Origin of the sequence: Marinomonas sp. A3A (assembly GCF_018336955.1) — a bacterium.
Classification (GTDB): Bacteria; Pseudomonadota; Gammaproteobacteria; order Pseudomonadales; family Marinomonadaceae; genus Marinomonas; species Marinomonas lutimaris.
The window spans coordinates 3,618,123-3,633,229 of sequence record NZ_CP025532.1 but is presented as its reverse complement, the minus strand read 5'-3'; the positions used below and the strand labels follow the sequence as shown (position 1 = coordinate 3,633,229).

The 15,107-nt window shown below is 43.1% G+C and carries 15 protein-coding genes and 1 tRNA gene; 8 read left to right on the top strand and 8 right to left on the bottom strand.

Annotation, left to right across the window (positions count from 1 at the left end; all coding sequences use genetic code 11):
- Positions 1-27: 27 nt before the first annotated feature.
- Entirely contained in the window at positions 28-1,194 is a 1,167-nt protein-coding gene (locus CYL31_RS17045; RefSeq protein WP_212916348.1) for a GGDEF domain-containing protein, read from the bottom strand.
- 37 nt (positions 1,195-1,231) lie between these two features.
- Here CYL31_RS17045 and CYL31_RS17040 point away from each other — a divergent pair, with 37 nt between their 5' ends.
- Together CYL31_RS17040 and CYL31_RS17035 are read left to right on the top strand one after the other, a co-directional pair.
- Complete coding sequence (locus CYL31_RS17040; RefSeq protein WP_212916347.1) at positions 1,232-1,846, top strand: COG3904 family protein; 615 nt, start codon at positions 1,232-1,234, stop codon at positions 1,844-1,846.
- A gap of 34 nt (positions 1,847-1,880) precedes the next feature.
- Complete coding sequence (locus CYL31_RS17035; RefSeq protein ID WP_072840638.1) at positions 1,881-2,168, top strand: DUF1289 domain-containing protein; 288 nt, start codon at positions 1,881-1,883, stop codon at positions 2,166-2,168.
- A gap of 25 nt (positions 2,169-2,193) precedes the next feature.
- On the opposite strand, the gene radA is transcribed toward CYL31_RS17035, so the two are convergent.
- The 4 genes from radA to glnK form a co-directional block, all read right to left on the bottom strand.
- Positions 2,194-3,582, bottom strand: coding sequence for a DNA repair protein RadA (gene radA / locus CYL31_RS17030; RefSeq protein WP_212916346.1), 1,389 nt, complete (start codon positions 3,580-3,582; stop codon positions 2,194-2,196).
- Between the two features lie 61 nt (positions 3,583-3,643).
- A complete protein-coding gene (locus CYL31_RS17025; RefSeq protein ID WP_100188287.1) occupies positions 3,644-5,173 on the bottom strand; it encodes a carbon-nitrogen hydrolase family protein in 1,530 nt (509 codons plus the stop codon).
- Positions 5,174-5,351: 178 nt separating this feature from the next.
- Complete coding sequence (locus CYL31_RS17020) at positions 5,352-6,617, bottom strand: ammonium transporter AmtB (protein ID WP_100188286.1); 1,266 nt, start codon at positions 6,615-6,617, stop codon at positions 5,352-5,354.
- 39 nt (positions 6,618-6,656) lie between these two features.
- A complete protein-coding gene (glnK, locus tag CYL31_RS17015) occupies positions 6,657-6,995 on the bottom strand; it encodes a P-II family nitrogen regulator (protein ID WP_012071322.1) in 339 nt (112 codons plus the stop codon).
- A gap of 491 nt (positions 6,996-7,486) precedes the next feature.
- Between glnK and CYL31_RS17010 the strand changes: the two genes are divergently transcribed.
- Positions 7,487-7,726 (top strand): accessory factor UbiK family protein, encoded by a 240-nt coding sequence (locus CYL31_RS17010; protein WP_212916345.1) that lies wholly within the window; start codon positions 7,487-7,489, stop codon positions 7,724-7,726.
- Between the two features lies 1 nt (position 7,727).
- Here the strand turns inward: CYL31_RS17010 and CYL31_RS17005 are convergent, their stop codons facing one another.
- A complete protein-coding gene (locus CYL31_RS17005) occupies positions 7,728-7,943 on the bottom strand; it encodes a TIGR02450 family Trp-rich protein (RefSeq protein ID WP_212916344.1) in 216 nt (71 codons plus the stop codon).
- 107 nt (positions 7,944-8,050) lie between these two features.
- On the opposite strand from CYL31_RS17005, the gene CYL31_RS17000 reads away from it, so the two are divergent.
- The 3 genes from CYL31_RS17000 (at position 8,051) to rep (ending at position 12,953) form a co-directional block, all read left to right on the top strand.
- Positions 8,051-9,562 carry a YifB family Mg chelatase-like AAA ATPase gene (locus CYL31_RS17000; protein ID WP_212916343.1) on the top strand — a complete coding sequence of 504 codons (1,512 nt, stop codon included), beginning with the start codon at positions 8,051-8,053 and terminating at the stop codon, positions 9,560-9,562.
- A 255-nt stretch (positions 9,563-9,817) separates the two neighbouring features.
- Positions 9,818-10,747 carry a bile acid:sodium symporter family protein gene (locus CYL31_RS16995; RefSeq protein ID WP_212916342.1) on the top strand — a complete coding sequence of 310 codons (930 nt, stop codon included), beginning with the start codon at positions 9,818-9,820 and terminating at the stop codon, positions 10,745-10,747.
- A gap of 157 nt (positions 10,748-10,904) precedes the next feature.
- Complete coding sequence (rep, locus tag CYL31_RS16990; protein WP_212916341.1) at positions 10,905-12,953, top strand: DNA helicase Rep; 2,049 nt, start codon at positions 10,905-10,907, stop codon at positions 12,951-12,953.
- A 12-nt stretch (positions 12,954-12,965) separates the two neighbouring features.
- Here rep and CYL31_RS20760 read toward each other — a convergent pair whose 3' ends face one another.
- Positions 12,966-13,430 carry a c-type cytochrome gene (locus tag CYL31_RS20760; RefSeq protein WP_249411617.1) on the bottom strand — a complete coding sequence of 155 codons (465 nt, stop codon included), beginning with the start codon at positions 13,428-13,430 and terminating at the stop codon, positions 12,966-12,968.
- A 94-nt stretch (positions 13,431-13,524) separates the two neighbouring features.
- On the opposite strand from CYL31_RS20760, the gene CYL31_RS16980 reads away from it, so the two are divergent.
- Together CYL31_RS16980 and CYL31_RS16975 are read left to right on the top strand one after the other, a co-directional pair.
- A tRNA-Arg gene (locus tag CYL31_RS16980) sits at positions 13,525-13,601 on the top strand.
- Positions 13,602-13,752: 151 nt separating this feature from the next.
- Entirely contained in the window at positions 13,753-14,739 is a 987-nt protein-coding gene (locus CYL31_RS16975; RefSeq protein ID WP_212916340.1) for a PIN domain-containing protein, read from the top strand.
- Here the strand turns inward: CYL31_RS16975 and CYL31_RS16970 are convergent.
- The gene (locus tag CYL31_RS16970; RefSeq protein WP_212916339.1) at positions 14,720-15,085 is read right to left on the bottom strand and encodes a tyrosine-type recombinase/integrase; all 366 of its coding nucleotides are present in this window, start codon (positions 15,083-15,085) and stop codon (positions 14,720-14,722) included. The genes CYL31_RS16975 and CYL31_RS16970 overlap by 20 nt on opposite strands.
- Positions 15,086-15,107 lie beyond the last annotated feature (22 nt).

Here is a 15,107-nt window from a genome sequence, read left to right as displayed (position 1 = left end):
ATTCTTTTATGCAATGTGAGAAATGTTTTAATGGTCGCTTACTACTTGGTAGCGGCCATTTTTTTTAGCTTGATAAAGCGAATCATCGACTCGTTTTAAAGCGTCTTCAGCGGTTTCATTTTCTTCTACTTGAATCAGACCAAAGCTACAACTGATAGTCTTATCCCAGTTTTCTAAAAATACATGATTAGGCATCTCTTTACAGATTGTCTCTATACGTTGTTGAATTTTAGCGAGTTCCACATTAGGGAAGATGAACAGAAACTCTTCGCCACCCCAACGGCTTGAAATATCGGTTTCACGCATGGATTTCGACAGATAACTTGAGATCTTGACGAGAATCTCATCACCCTTGCTATGCCCCAGTTGGTCATTTACTCTTTTGAAATGGTCAACGTCAACTAAACTAATACAGAAAGGGGCTTTATCCTCACCCTTTTGATTAGCGTAATAATTTAACGCTTCAAGACCAAAGCGACGGTTAAATAGCTGTGTTAGTTCATCTTTCTCGGCTAACTCAGCCATTAAAAAGTATTGTTTATCATACGCCGAGCGAGAAATAGCTGCAGTGATGATGAAGGGAAGGCTTGCTCCCATTACATTGAATATAAAAAACAGCGGATAGTAAGAGGTTAAGCTATCTGCTTTATCCTGGGAGAATACGTTAAGCAGAGTGAATGCTGTTATATGGATTAAAGCAATCACTGTTGACCAAGCAACACTAAAGCAGGGAATGGCCATCAAGAGTAGAGCCATCGGCCAAAGGTAATACTGAAAGCCTGCCTCAACTCCCAATAAGCTGGTGGCTAAAATAGCATGGCTGAGTACTTCGATACTCATGATTAAAATAGAAATATCGTGTCGTCCAATACGATTAAACCAAAATGTCAGTAGCCAAGCGGATACACTTAAAATATTGATCCAAGCAAGCAGGGGGTGATCGAGGTAGATAAATAATAAAATGAAAATAAAATGAGCAACACACCCAATAGAGGATGCTGTATTTAAAATTTTAGAGGTTTGCTGGAGACTATTGAATATGTGGTTTGAAGTGAAAGAATGCTGGTGCTTAAATTTGCTAGTATTTACCACGAGTGCTGCAATCCTTGACTTGTTTAGTTGAGTATACAAAAGTGCTTTTTCATCAATTAATTGCACTTTTATAATTACGAAATAGAATCCACTTTGGTTCATTTCTATTAAATTTTTTCTTTACACTACCGGATGTCATATGAAGAAAAAGCGTAGCGTTGCTTCATTATCAAGATTCTTATGCTTAATCATAGCGTTATTTTTAACCGCTTGTTCAGGAATGGAGGCAAATAAAAAAGCAGATGTCGACGTATCTGACAGTTTAGTAATTGATGTAGAAGGAAATTCGGCTTATTTGTCCGGCGTCTTAGGTAGTGATCTAGTTAAACAGCTCAGTGATATGGTGCGTAAAAATCCGAATGTAACGGACTTAGTCTTAGTTGACGTGCCTGGTTCTGTTGATCAAGAAGCGACAATGGAAGGTGCGCGATTGATTCGTCGCCTTGGCTTGAATACTAGTATCGCTCAGACTGGTTATGTGCTTTCTGGCGGAGTTGATTTATTCTTAGGAGGCGTAACACGAAGTATCGGTGCAGGTGCTGGCGTAGGTGTTCATGCTTGGTCGGATGGTACAAGAATTAAAGCAACAAATTTAAATGTATCTGATCCTGTTCACGCCGCCTATGTTAATTTTTATTTGGAAATGGGTGTGCCAGAACGTTTTTATTGGTTTTCCTTGGATGCCGCTCCAGCGGACCGAGTGTATTTTTTGTCGCCTGAAGAAGTGTACGATTTTCAGCTAGCGACAGAATAAAGCAGACTCACATAAACCTTTAGAGGGAGGCGTTATGGAACAAATAGAACTGTTTGCCATAGAAAGCCCTTGCCGAGGTGTGTGTGAAAACAGTGCCAAAGGATTCTGTAAAGGTTGTTTGCGCAGTAGGGAAGAGCGCTTTCATTGGTTTTCTTTGTCCAATGAAGCGCGACATCATGTATTGGATCTTTGTCAGCAACGTCGTGCGCGTCTGCTAAAAGCTCGCCAAGAAAGATTGGAAGCCGATTCTGCCAAGGCGCTTCCATATGGTATGGAAGATGAACAGATGACAGACCTGTTTGAACTAACAAATGATTACTGACCTATTCGGGTTGTTAATCGGTCAATTAATTCTCAAAAATTGCGTCTAGCGCTTCAGATAAACGTTCAACTCCGATGACTTTCATGCCTTCGATAGGCTTTTTCGGGCAGTTAGCTTTTGGTACCACAGCTCTGGTAAAGCCATGTTTCGCCGCTTCACTGATACGTTCTTGTCCTGATGGTACAGGACGAATTTCACCCGATAAACCAACTTCCCCAAGCACCACTAAATCATGCGGTAATACTCTATCGCGGAAACTAGAAACGACTGCAGCGATGGCCGCGAGATCTGCGCTGGTTTCCAATACTTTTACACCGCCAACCACGTTCAGATACACATCTTGATCTGATGTTAGTAAGCCGCCGTGCTTATGCAAAACGGCCAAAAGCATGGCTAAACGATTATGGTCAAAGCCCACTGTGACCCGTCTTGGATTACCTAAAGCTGAATCATCGACCAGCGCTTGCAGCTCCACCAAAAGAGGGCGAGTGCCTTCCCAAACGACCATCACAAGACTGCCAGCCGCTGGATGATTGCTACGGTTTAAGAAAATGGAACTTGGGTTCTTGACTTCTTTTAGGCCATTTTCTAGCATGGCGAAAACACCTAACTCATTCACGGCACCAAAGCGGTTTTTCATGCCGCGAAGGGTGCGAAAGCGTGAGTCTTCTGAGCCTTCGAGCAACACAGAGCAATCCACCATGTGTTCTAGTACTTTTGGTCCAGCCAAAGAGCCGTCTTTAGTCACATGACCAACGAGCAATACCGCAGTTTGTGTTTGCTTGGCAAAACGTGTCAAGACAGCCGCACTTTCTCGAACCTGTGATACGCTGCCTGGAGCGGATTCAACACCATCCAAATGCATCACTTGGATCGAGTCGATAACCATGACTTTCGGTTTAACTTGTTGGGCGATGGTTAAAATCGCTTCCACATTGGTTTCTGACAGCATCTTGAGGTTTTGAGTCGGTAAGCCAAGGCGTTGTGCTCGCATGGCAACTTGTTGAAGGGATTCTTCGCCAGTTACATACAACGCGGTTTGTTGTTGCGCAAGCCAGCACATGGTTTGCAGCAATAAGGTACTTTTCCCTGCGCCTGGATGTCCACCAATCAGTACTACACCACCAGGAACCAATCCGCCGCCTAATACTCGGTCGAATTCGTTTGCACCTGAGCTAAAGCGAGGAACATCGCCTAAATCCACATCGGATAAATTCTGTATACCAGTAACAGCGCCAGCGTAACCTTGATAACGTGGATCTTGGCTAGCGGAAACACGAGCAGAAGTTTTGCTAGAAGTAAGGCGTATTTCGGATAGTGAATTCCACGCACTGCAGGCTTGGCACTGTCCTTGCCATTTTGCGTAGTCGGCTCCGCATTCATTGCATACAAAGGCGGTTTTTGCTTTGGTCATGAGAGGTCTCTTTAAGATGTTGCGATAACGTCCATGTTATCACAGGAAAAAGCTGTATCGCTTATTTCGATTTTTTCCAATTGACTGAGTAAAGATCGGTACGACGGTCTTTTAGGTTGTTCACTGAGCCTTCGCTGCGAGTCAATTTTAGCTTATCTAAATCTAGATCCGAGAACATGATCATTTCTGTGTTTGGTGTGGTTTCCGCCATAACCGCATCGTGCGGATAAGAGAAATCAGATGGTGAAAACACGGAACTCTGTGCATATTGAATGTCAAGGTTTTCCACTTGTGGAAGGTTGCCACAGCTACCACAAATAACCACGTAACATTCGTTTTCAATGGCACGTGCTTGGGCACAGCGACGTACACGCAAGTAGCCATTTTTCGTATCTGTCCAGAATGGTACAAACAAAATGTCCATGTCTTGCTCGGCCAGTAATCGACCTAGCTCAGGGAATTCCACATCGTAACAAATCAAGATGCCTACTCGGCCCGCATCAGTATTGAAGACGCGTAAATCATTGCCACCTTCAATAACCCAGTCACGGCGTTCGTGGGGAGTGATGTGTATTTTCTTTTGCTCTTCCACGGTACCGTCACGACGACATAGGTAACTGACGTTATAAACAGTCTCGTCTTCAATTACTGGCATGGAGCCGGTAATGACGTTGATGTTATAGCTGACTGCAAACTGGGACATTTCATTGATAAAGCGTTCAGTGAAGCTCGCTAAAAAGCGAATGGCTTCAGTCTGGTTACTTTGATCTGGGCTTAGTCCAATCAATGGTGCATTGAAAAATTCAGGGAATAATACAAAGTCACTTTTATAATCAGATACTGCATCGATAAAGTATTCGACTTGCTTTAGTAGCTCGTCAACGCTTTCTACTTCACGCATTTGCCACTGAATCGCACCGATACGAACTTGGGTTTTACGTGAACGAATCACGTTAGTATCTGGTTCGAAGAAGATGTTTTTCCATTCCAACAAGGTTGCGTAGCCTTGAGATTTTTCATCTTCAGGCATGTAGCGTTTTAGTAAACGAGTAACTTGGAAATCGTTAGACAATTGGAAAGTCAGAATAGGGTCGTAAATTTTGCGTTCGCGAACGGATTCTAAGTATTCCGCAGCGCTCATTTCATGGGCGTGTTCGTGGTAACTTGGAATACGACCACCCGCCAAAATAGCTCGTAAGTTATGCTGACGACAAAGGTCTTTTCTCGCTTCATATAAACGACGGCCAAGACGGTAGCCGCGGTATTCTGGCGCGATCAAAACATCTAGACCGTACATAGCGTCGCCACGATCGTCGTTTAAAATATTTTCTTTTTGATCGATAAGATCATCATAAGTATGCGGGTTACTAAAACGCTGATAGCTGACTTGAACAGACAAGGCTAAGCCAACGATTTTACCGTGGTCTTCTAGGCAGATTTGTCCTTCAGGAAAGTCTTTGATCAGCTTGTGGATTGTGTGTTCCGGCCATGAGCCACCAATGTCGTGATAGACCTTATCCATCAGTACTTTTATTTCGTCGTAGTCGTCGTTGGTAAGGTTACGAATGGTTAAATGTAAATCGTCGTGCATGTTGGCCTCTATAAATCGGTCTTATGTATTGCTCATGATAACGCGTATCGGTGTGAGTAAGTAAGAGATCAGTATGTCATAAGGGTGTATAACGCTAACTCAATAAGGGATATAAAAAGAAAACCCCCGCCGAGGCGAGGGTTTTGATATTAAAATGTCTAAGTTTTATGAAGAGATATTACTTCTTGCTGAATTCTGGGTACGCTTCCATACCACATTCAGAAAGGTCAACACCCTCATATTCTTCTTCTTCAGTAACTCGAACACCCATGATGGCTTTGATGATTAACCAAACCACTAGGCTAGAAACGAATACCCAAACGAAGATAGTAAGAGCGCCCGCGATTTGTCCGCCGAACGTAGTGCCATCGTTAGTTAGTGGCACAGCTAGCAAGCCCCAAAGACCAACCACACCGTGAACAGAGATCGCGCCCACTGGATCATCGATTTTAAGCTTGTCTAGAGTCAGGATAGACACAACAACAATCAAACCACCAACAAGACCGATAAGCGTCGCACCTAGAGCAGATGGCGTATCAGGACCCGCGGTGATTGCTACCAAGCCAGCAAGTACACCGTTTAGAAGCATAGTTAGATCGGCTTTGCCGAATAAGATTCGAGCGAGAATAAGTGCACCGATTGCGCCGCCAGCTGCTGCTGCATTTGTGTTCAAGAACACCATGGCAACTGAGTTAGCACTAGCGATATCGCCAAGTTTTAGTACAGAGCCGCCGTTGAATCCGAACCAACCCAACCAAAGGATCAAAGTACCTAATGTTGCTAGTGGTAGGTTAGCACCAGGAATAGCGCGAACTTCACCGTTTGGACCGTACTTGCCTTTACGAGCGCCAAGTACCAATACGCCAGCTAATGCAGCAGAAGCACCAGCCATGTGAACGATACCAGAACCTGCGAAGTCAGTGAAACCTAGGTCGCCAAGGCTAAACATACCGAATACAGAACCGCCACCCCAAGTCCAGTTACCTTCCATTGGGTAAATGAAGCCAGTCATTACGATTGCAAATACTAGGAAAGCCCAAAGCTTCATACGTTCAGCAACTGCGCCAGATACGATAGACATCGCTGTTGCAACGAACACAACTTGGAAGAAGAAATCTGAAGCACCAGAGTAGATTGCACCGCCTTCAAATCCACCCTCACGTCCTGCAAAGTCCGTTAAAGTAGAAGCAACATCTACGTCTTGAATACCAGTAAGGAACCACTCGCCACCGTACATGATAGCGTAACCACAAACTAGATACATGATGCAAGAAATGGCAAACAAAGCCACGTTCTTGGTTAGAATTTCAGTGGTGTTTTTAGCACGTACTAGACCTGCTTCCAACATGGCAAATCCAGCTGCCATCCACATGACCAGCGCGCCACACACCAAGAAATAAAAGGTGTCCATCGCATATTGTAAGTGAAAAATTTGATCTTGCATGTCTCGCCCCCCTAAAGGCTTGTATAATTAGAGCAGTGATTAAACTGCTTCTACACCAGTCTCGCCGGTACGAATACGAACCGCTTGTTCAAGGTTAACGATAAAGATCTTACCGTCGCCGATTTTGCCAGTGTTTGCTGCGCCAGTGATGGCTTCAACCACTTGGTCGGTCATTTCATCTGCAATGGCAAGTTCGATTTTTACCTTAGGTAAAAAATCCACTACATATTCAGCGCCGCGGTATAGTTCTGTGTGGCCTTTTTGACGTCCGAAACCTTTTACTTCTGTTACGGTGATACCTTGAACGCCGATTTCAGAAAGTGCTTCTCGAACATCATCGAGTTTAAATGGCTTGATGATGGCAGTTATAAGCTTCATACCCACTGTCTCCTTTAAAAGTCAGTTTTATTGTCGTATCGCAGGTACTTAGCTTTATTCAATATGCGTGCCATATATAGATATGCCCTTATAACAATGGCTTTGTAAGGATTTTGTCGACTTTTCGAAATTAAAAAGAGCATCAGATGGCTTTATTTAGTGCGGCATATTGGGGTGTCTTGGTTGGTCATTGCATTAACTTGGTGCGAATGGGTGACTTGTGTGAGTGGCATTACTGGACGAGATCCCTATCTTATTGCTTCTGATCAGAAAATAAACATTTAGCTAAGAGTGTAATGCGTGCCTTATTTAGAGGATTTGTTTTGATTAAAGCCCGCAATATTTTATTTCTCGCACAAAAAAGAGGCAATTTAATAGTATTGCGTGTTTATAAAGGAGCAGGGATATAAAGATGTGCAGCTGAGAGCTTGTTTGCACCTTACTTAGGCTTCTATACTATTAAGTATTGTAAATGCAAAAATGAGAATGACATGATTGATCAATTTATAAAGCAGCTTGGAACCGGATTAGGACAAGCAGCAGAAACATTGGGTAAGCTGCCAAAAGAAGAGATTCAGGCGCAACTGCACGAAGTGGCACGTAATACATTAAGCAAAATGGATTTAGTCACACGTGAAGAGTTTGAAGTGCAAGCTGCAATGTTGGCCAAGTACCGTGAAAAATTGGCTGTATTGGAAGCTCGTTTAAATGAGTTAGAGAAAAAAGACTAACTCATTTCCAACCTTGGAGCCATTTTTCAGGCGATGTCAGGGCTTGCCAAGGTAGAGAGTACTGATTTTTGTTGATTACGGCTTCAAGCACGCATTCTATGACGATGTCGTTATCATCTTTAATGAGTTTGGTGACGATAAAATGCTTTTCTTTTTGCTGTGGTGAGGTGGACGTCCATTTTGATAACAGCAGTTTGTTGGGGTTTATTTGGTGCATGGGAAGTCGGTAACCTTAATAAGCGAATGAAATAGAGATACGAAAGAAATGACAAGCTGGATTGCTTGTCGTTGAAAATTGCCAATTAAATTGATCAAGGAGTGATCATGAGTTTAGCTACTATTTATAGTCGTGCCCGTGTGGGCGTGTCTTCTCCTCTCGTTACCGTTGAAACTCATATTTCAAATGGATTGCCTTCCCTTAATATAGTGGGTTTACCTGAAGCTGCCGTTCGAGAAGCAAAAGATCGTGTGCGTAGCGCGATTATAAACAGCCATTTTGAATTTCCCACTCGACGAGTCACCATCAACCTAGCGCCAGCGGATTTACCCAAAGAGGGCGGTCGATATGATTTGGCGATTGCTATCAGTGTGTTAGTCGCGTCTGGGCAACTTGGAGAGTTGAATTTACGTGATACCGAGTTTATTGGCGAATTGGCTTTGTCGGGTGATATTCGTGGCGTGCCAGGATTACTACCATCGGCCATTGCTTGTCATCAGTCTAACCGTCAGCTGATTCTTCCTGAAGACAATCAACAAGAAGCCGCTTTAGTGGAAGGCGACGCGGTATTTGCTAAACACCTTACCCAAGTGACAGCCCATCTACTAAAATTAAGTAAGTTACCTGTTTGCGAATCTAAACCCACAGAGCCGTTGCCTTTGGATCATAAAGACATGCGCGATGTAAAAGGCCAATATCAGGCGCGGCGAGCGTTAGAAGTCGCAGCAGCAGGCGGGCATAATCTATTATTTATAGGTCCAGCTGGAACAGGCAAAACCATGTTAGCGTCACGTTTACCAAGTATAATGCCCGCTATGACTGAAGCTGAAGCACTGGCTGTGGCGTCAGTTCAATCGGTAGCTGGACGAAAAATGGGACTCGATTGGTATTGGTCTGAACGCCCCTTTAGGTCTCCGCATCATTCTTGTTCGGCTGCTGCATTGGTAGGAGGCGGTTCAATTCCTAAACCAGGCGAAGCCTCTTTAGCGCATTGTGGCGTGTTATTTTTGGACGAGCTACCAGAATTTGATCGCAAAGTGTTAGAGGTACTGCGCGAACCATTGGAAAACGGCGAAGTGCATATTTCCCGAGCTCGCGGTCAAGTGACTTTTCCGGCTCGATTCCAATTGGTTGCCGCTATGAACGCCAGTAACGAAGCCTACAATGGTGGACAGGATTATTATCAATCCAGCGCTAGCCAAAAATACCTTAAAAAACTTTCTGCGCCATTTTTGGATCGTATCGATTTACATGTAGAGGTTCCACCTTTGCCTTCTAATGTTTTAGTGAACGCGCAAGAAGAAGGGGAGTGCAGTGCCAATGTTCGCGAACGAGTTGAACGCGCAGTTGCAAGGCAAAGAGCGCGTCAAGGCGTACAAAATGCATTGCTAAGTGGCCGCCAATTAGAAGCTATTTGTGCGCTAAGTGATGATGACAAGCAGTTCATGCAACAGGCATTGGAAAAACTAAAACTCTCGGCGCGTGCTTATCATCGAGTCTTAAAAGTGGCGCTTACTCTAGCAGATTTAAACGACTCTCCAGTAACAAGAGCGCATTTAATGGAATCGTTAAGTTATCGAAAAATGGAAAAAACCTTATCTGTGGCGGTCTCTTCTTAAACGAAGGCTACTTTTAAAAACGGCTTAACCATAGACTTTACTCCGAAACATTGGAGGCGAATCATGCCTTCAATGAGGTTTAATTAAAGATTTTCAGCTCTTTTAAATGCAGGATAAAAGCTGTTTTAACCTTGCTCATTTCGTTACAATCCTCTTCCCATTTTTGGGACTAATAATAATTAAATAGTCGTTGCGTGCTCGCAGTTGTTGATTTATTAGCGGCAAGGGTGAGTGGCCTATGTGGAGTGTTGTCTTATGGTTATCCAGCTGTTCCCTTTTTGGGCGTTATTGCTTTCAGCAATTGCCTTTTTTCAACCGGATTTATTTGTCGGCTTGAAAACTCAAATCGTTCCATTATTGACCATCATTATGTTGGCAATGGGATTGACCTTAAGCCCTGCAGACTTCAAACAAGTATTGAAGAATGGTAAAGCCGTTGGTGTGGGTGTGTTATTGCAATTTTTAGTCATGCCTATTGCGGCGTTTGGTGTGGCCTTTGCATTTGGTTTTGATACGGAATTAACCGTTGGCATGTTGCTTGTGGGCAGTGTGGCAGGCGGTACCTCATCGAATGTTATGTGTTACTTAGCAAAAGGCGATACGGCGCTGTCTATTTCCATGACGGCTATTTCGACCTTACTTGGCGTAATACTGACACCATTCTTAGTATCTCTAATGATTGGTCAGAGCGTCGATGTACCAGTCGCTGGTATGTTAATGAGCTTGTTTAAAATCGTATTATTGCCTGTTGCGGCGGGTGTGTTGATTAATACCTTCTTCTCAAAGTTTGTACGCAAAGCTGAGCCGATTTTTCCGTACATCTCAATGTTTGCCATCGTGCTGATTATTGCCATTGTAGTGGCATTGAGTGCATCCAAGATCGTTCAAGTAGGTCTAATTGTTGCGGCAGCGGTTATTCTGCATAATGCGATTGGTTTGACCTTGGGTTACTGGGTCACTTACCTACTTGGTTTTGACGCTCGTGTTTGTCGTACTATTGCCTTTGAAGTAGGCTTGCAGAACTCTGGTCTAGCAGCAGCGCTAGCGGTGAAATTCTTCACGCCAATGGCAGCTTTACCTGGAACGATTTTCAGTGTGTGGCACAATATTTCAGGATCTTTGTTGGCGAGCTATTGGAGCCGTCGACCAGTTGCTGAAAACAACGCTCAAGAAACAGGTAAATAATCTATTTGCTTAGCGTCAAAAAAGGGATGCCATTTGTGCATCCCTTTTTTGTGCTTGTTAGTTTTTGCTTTTATGATTTTTCTCTCAGTGCGAGATTCTTTATTGTCGGGTACACTTACGGCTGATTTTTAATAGCCATACGAGCCAGAGTTTTTCCATGAGTCAATCCATGCCATCCATATCCCATCGTCTTCGCAATCTGAATGAGCGTCAGCTAGATGCCGTCAAACAGATCGATGGACCTTTGCTAGTATTGGCGGGTGCTGGCTCGGGAAAAACCAGTGTTATCACCACAAAGATTGCCTATCTGATTCAAACATGTGGCTTCAAAGCTAATAGTATTATCGCGGTGACTTTTACCAATAAAGCGGCGCGAGAAATGAAAGAGCGTGTTGTCGGCATGTTGTCTAAACAAGAAAGTCGAGGCTTGAGTATCTCGACTTTCCACAATTTAGGCTTACGCATTCTTCGTAAAGAATATCGCCGCGCGGGTTTAAAAGAAGGCTTCACCCTTTTTGATTCTCAAGACTCCCTTAGTCTGATCAAAGAAATCCTCGATAAAGAATTTAACGGTCAAACTGACTCTGCCGCTTACTGTCAAAATACGGTTTCCAACTGGAAAAACGATCTAACTACGCCACAAGAAGCCATGACCAATGCGGACACCGAAGAGTTTCTGCTAGCGGCGCAAGTGTATGTGCAATATCAGCGTTATTTGCGCGCTTACAACGCAGTAGATTTCGACGATTTGATCTTATTGCCGGTTAGTTTGTTAATGGCCGATGCAGAGCTGCGCGATCGTTGGCAAAACAAAGTTCGCTACTTGCTGGTGGATGAGTGCCAAGACACCAACGCCAGTCAGTATGAATTGATTCGTTTGTTAGCTGGATTTCGTCGTTGTTTCACTCTAGTAGGCGATGATGATCAATCTATTTATGCGTGGCGTGGTGCACGCCCTGAAAACCTTGAGCGTTTGTCTGTCGATTACCCGAGTTTGAAATTGGTCAAGTTGGAGCAAAACTACCGTTCGACTAAAACCATCCTGAAAGCGGCCAATACGCTGATAGCGAACAATCCGCATATTTACGATAAAGCCTTATGGAGTGATCACGAAGAGGGCGACCCGATTCGCGTTATGGTGACCCGTAACGAAGATGCGGAATCGGAGCGTGTGGCAGCCGAAATACAATCACGTCATTTACGTCATGAAATTCCCTATCGAGATTTTGCCATCTTGTATCGTGGCAACCACCAAGCGCGCTTGTTAGAGATCAAGTTACAAGCGTACCGTATTCCTTACAAGATGAACGGCGGTACTTCGTTTTTCTCTCGGGCGGAAATCAAAGATTTAATGAGCTATTTGCGTCTTTTGGTAAACCCTTCCGACGACAACGCTTTCCTACGCATCGTTAACTTGCCGCGTCGAGAGATTGGACCAGCCACGCTTGAAAAAGTGGGGAACCTCGCTACTGAGCGCGGTGTGAGTTTGTTTGAAGCATCGGGTTATAAAGAGCTGGAAGACACCGTTACTGGGCGCTCATTAAAAAGTTTGCAGGACTTTGAACGTTGGATGTCCAACTTGCGCCAACGCCTAGAAGGCGCTTCACCTGTTCCAGTGATCGAGCAAATGATTCACGACATGGATTATTACGGCTGGATTCAAGAGCAAACCTCCTCTAACAAAGCGGGTGATCGACGCATCGAAAACGTGCGCTTCTTGCTGGATTCCATTCAACGCATGATGGAATCCGCTTGGGAAGAAGACGAAACAGCAGGCTTGGATCAAGCCATTAGTAAGCTGTTATTAATCGACATGCTGGAACGCCAAGAAGAAGAGGAAGACGAAGACAAAGTTCAGTTATTAACGCTTCATGCTTCCAAAGGTTTGGAATATCCACATGTGTTCTTGATTGGTTGTGAAGAGGAACTGTTACCTCATAGAAACAGCATAGAGAACGACGACATTGAAGAAGAACGTCGACTGGCTTATGTGGGCATCACTCGGGCGAAAAAGACTTTGTGCATCACCTTAGCTGCGAAACGTCGTCAATACGGTGAAGAGATCGACTGCTTGCCAAGTCGATTCTTGGACGAATTACCAGAAGAAGACTTGGTGTGGGAAGGCCGCAGCGACGAAGGGGAAAGCACTAAAAAAGAACGCGGCCAAGCTTCATTATCTGCCTTAAAAGCCATGCTAAATGGCTAAGTAGTTAAACAGCTAGTTGCTTGAGCTATTGTCGATCATGTATTGAATCGCACCACGTAGCTCATCTTCACTGCAATCGAAGCATAAACCTTTTGGTGGCATGGCTTTAAAACCATTGGTCGCATCTTTTAATAAAGTGTCTATGCCTTTTTCAATGCGTGGTTGCCAATCAGCCTTATTACCAAATTTCGGTGCGCCTGCGACGCCATTCATGTGACAGGCAATGCAATAGCTGTTGTAAAGTGTTTCACCAGAACGTGCGGCATATGCCGAATTGCTCAGCAGCAAGCTCATAGCGAAACCACTAAATAAAAGGGCTGTAAAACTGAGCGGGAAACGCTTGCATTGCATCGGTAGAGACGCTCCTGATAACATGAATAAGTGAACAGCGAGTGAATTATCCTCGACTTCAACCACTAGGTAAATGAGAGAAAAGCAGATAAAAACATGAATCTGCGGCTTTCCGTCATTAAGCACTGGAATCCTGAAGAATTTCCTTTAGAATACGCACTCCAATTTGTTCTGGCTCACTTTGCATCGCGCAAAGTATTATTGCCACGCAACAAGTCATGCGCCCGTAGCTCAGCTGGATAGAGCGTCGCCCTCCGGAGGCGAAGGTCGGAGGTTCAAATCCTCTCGGGCGTACCATTTTTACTCACCTATGCTGTTGAATTACAAGTATATTTTTAAAAAAATATTTTGCATTTCTTAATCCTTGACTACAAAATGCCTACGTAATTTGTATATTTATTAATTATGTCTAAAATGCTCTATAAGCTTTTTTTGTAATGGATGCAAAATGTTAAGACCGAGAGTTTTTTTAGACACAGAAGTTTTTGATTCAAATCAGTATAACTTTAATAGTCGGGATCTAAAGCAGCTAAAAACTCTTGCTGAAAGTCTTTTTGTTGAACTGTTGCTTACCGATGTTGTTGTTGATGAGGTTCGCAAGCATTTACGCGATCGAGCAAACTTATTAGCTAAAGAAACACAAAAAATCTGTAAGCAATTTAACAATATTGATCCTGAAGGGGTTGGAGTTGAACTTCAAAAGGATAGTTATTCTGCTGATCATGTATACAGTCTCCTTTGTAAAAATTTCAATGACTTTTTAGATTCATGTAATGCTGAAGTTGTTAGTGTTGAAAATGTAAACTCTACAGAAGTTTTTGCCTTATATTTTCAAGAGCGATCACCTTTTAGTAGCTCAGGAAAGAAAAAAAATGAGTTTCCTGATGCTTTTACTCTCTTGGCTCTTCGTGACTACAGTCAAGAGCACAATATCGAGATATCTATTGTAAGTAATGATGGCGATCCCATAGGCTTTTGTGCTCAAGAAGACAACTTGACTCACTATAGTAATCTAAAGGAATTTTATGAAAAATCTTTAGAATCTATTGGTTATACAATGGAGTACTATAATGAGTTAGTTCTAAAGCACTGGGATGATCTTGAATCATATATTATTGATAACATTCCGAATCATTGCTCGTATCAAGCTTCTCACAGTTTCTATGATATCTTACAAGCTGAATGTATAGAGCTATCTTATTTAAATCATTCATTACTTGATATTGATGAGCCATATATAGATGTTTCTCTTGATGTGACAGCTACATTTAGTGTTGAGTATTTAGATCTAGATCTAGACCGTCTTTTCAATTATGAAATCACAGTTGAATTAAGTCCTAGTCTAGCTTTTTGTGTAAAAGAAAATTCTTGTGTAGATTTTTTAGATCCTATCGAATTTGATAACTTAGGCATTATTACTTTCGACCTTCAGTGATACTGTATAGAGGGTTGAATATTAAGGCATCTTTCAAGTGTTCAGGTGCCAGATGAGCATATCTCATTGTCATGATGATAGTTGAATGACCAAGAATTTTTTGAAGCGTTAGAATGTTTCCGCCATTCATCATGAAGTGACTAGCAAAGCTGTGTCTCAACACGTGTGATGACTGGCCTTGAGGCAGCTTTATACTTGTTGTTTTCAGATATTTTCTGAAAGATTTGATGCAATCAAAGAATCTACCATGAGTTCTCATATGCTCTTCAAGTTGTTTGAATAAGCTCTTATCGATTGGAATAGAGCGATTTTCACCTCTTTTTGTCATAAAGCGAACCAATATCATTGGCTCACCTTATGTTTTCGCT

Coding starts and splice junctions, on each gene's coding strand:
- CYL31_RS17010 (WP_212916345.1), top strand. CDS start 7,487: ATGATTGATCAATTTATAAAGCAGCTTGGAACCGGATTAGGACAAGCA.
- CYL31_RS17035 (WP_072840638.1), top strand. CDS start 1,881: ATGGAACAAATAGAACTGTTTGCCATAGAAAGCCCTTGCCGAGGTGTG.
- CYL31_RS16970 (WP_212916339.1), bottom strand. CDS start 15,085: ATGATATTGGTTCGCTTTATGACAAAAAGAGGTGAAAATCGCTCTATT.
- CYL31_RS16975 (WP_212916340.1), top strand. CDS start 13,753: ATGTTAAGACCGAGAGTTTTTTTAGACACAGAAGTTTTTGATTCAAAT.
- CYL31_RS17040 (WP_212916347.1), top strand. CDS start 1,232: ATGAAGAAAAAGCGTAGCGTTGCTTCATTATCAAGATTCTTATGCTTA.
- glnK (WP_012071322.1), bottom strand. CDS start 6,995: ATGAAGCTTATAACTGCCATCATCAAGCCATTTAAACTCGATGATGTT.
- CYL31_RS17020 (WP_100188286.1), bottom strand. CDS start 6,617: ATGCAAGATCAAATTTTTCACTTACAATATGCGATGGACACCTTTTAT.
- rep (WP_212916341.1), top strand. CDS start 10,905: ATGAGTCAATCCATGCCATCCATATCCCATCGTCTTCGCAATCTGAAT.
- CYL31_RS16995 (WP_212916342.1), top strand. CDS start 9,818: ATGGTTATCCAGCTGTTCCCTTTTTGGGCGTTATTGCTTTCAGCAATT.
- CYL31_RS17005 (WP_212916344.1), bottom strand. CDS start 7,943: ATGCACCAAATAAACCCCAACAAACTGCTGTTATCAAAATGGACGTCC.
- CYL31_RS17045 (WP_212916348.1), bottom strand. CDS start 1,194: ATGAACCAAAGTGGATTCTATTTCGTAATTATAAAAGTGCAATTAATT.
- radA (WP_212916346.1), bottom strand. CDS start 3,582: ATGACCAAAGCAAAAACCGCCTTTGTATGCAATGAATGCGGAGCCGAC.
- CYL31_RS17025 (WP_100188287.1), bottom strand. CDS start 5,173: ATGCACGACGATTTACATTTAACCATTCGTAACCTTACCAACGACGAC.
- CYL31_RS17000 (WP_212916343.1), top strand. CDS start 8,051: ATGAGTTTAGCTACTATTTATAGTCGTGCCCGTGTGGGCGTGTCTTCT.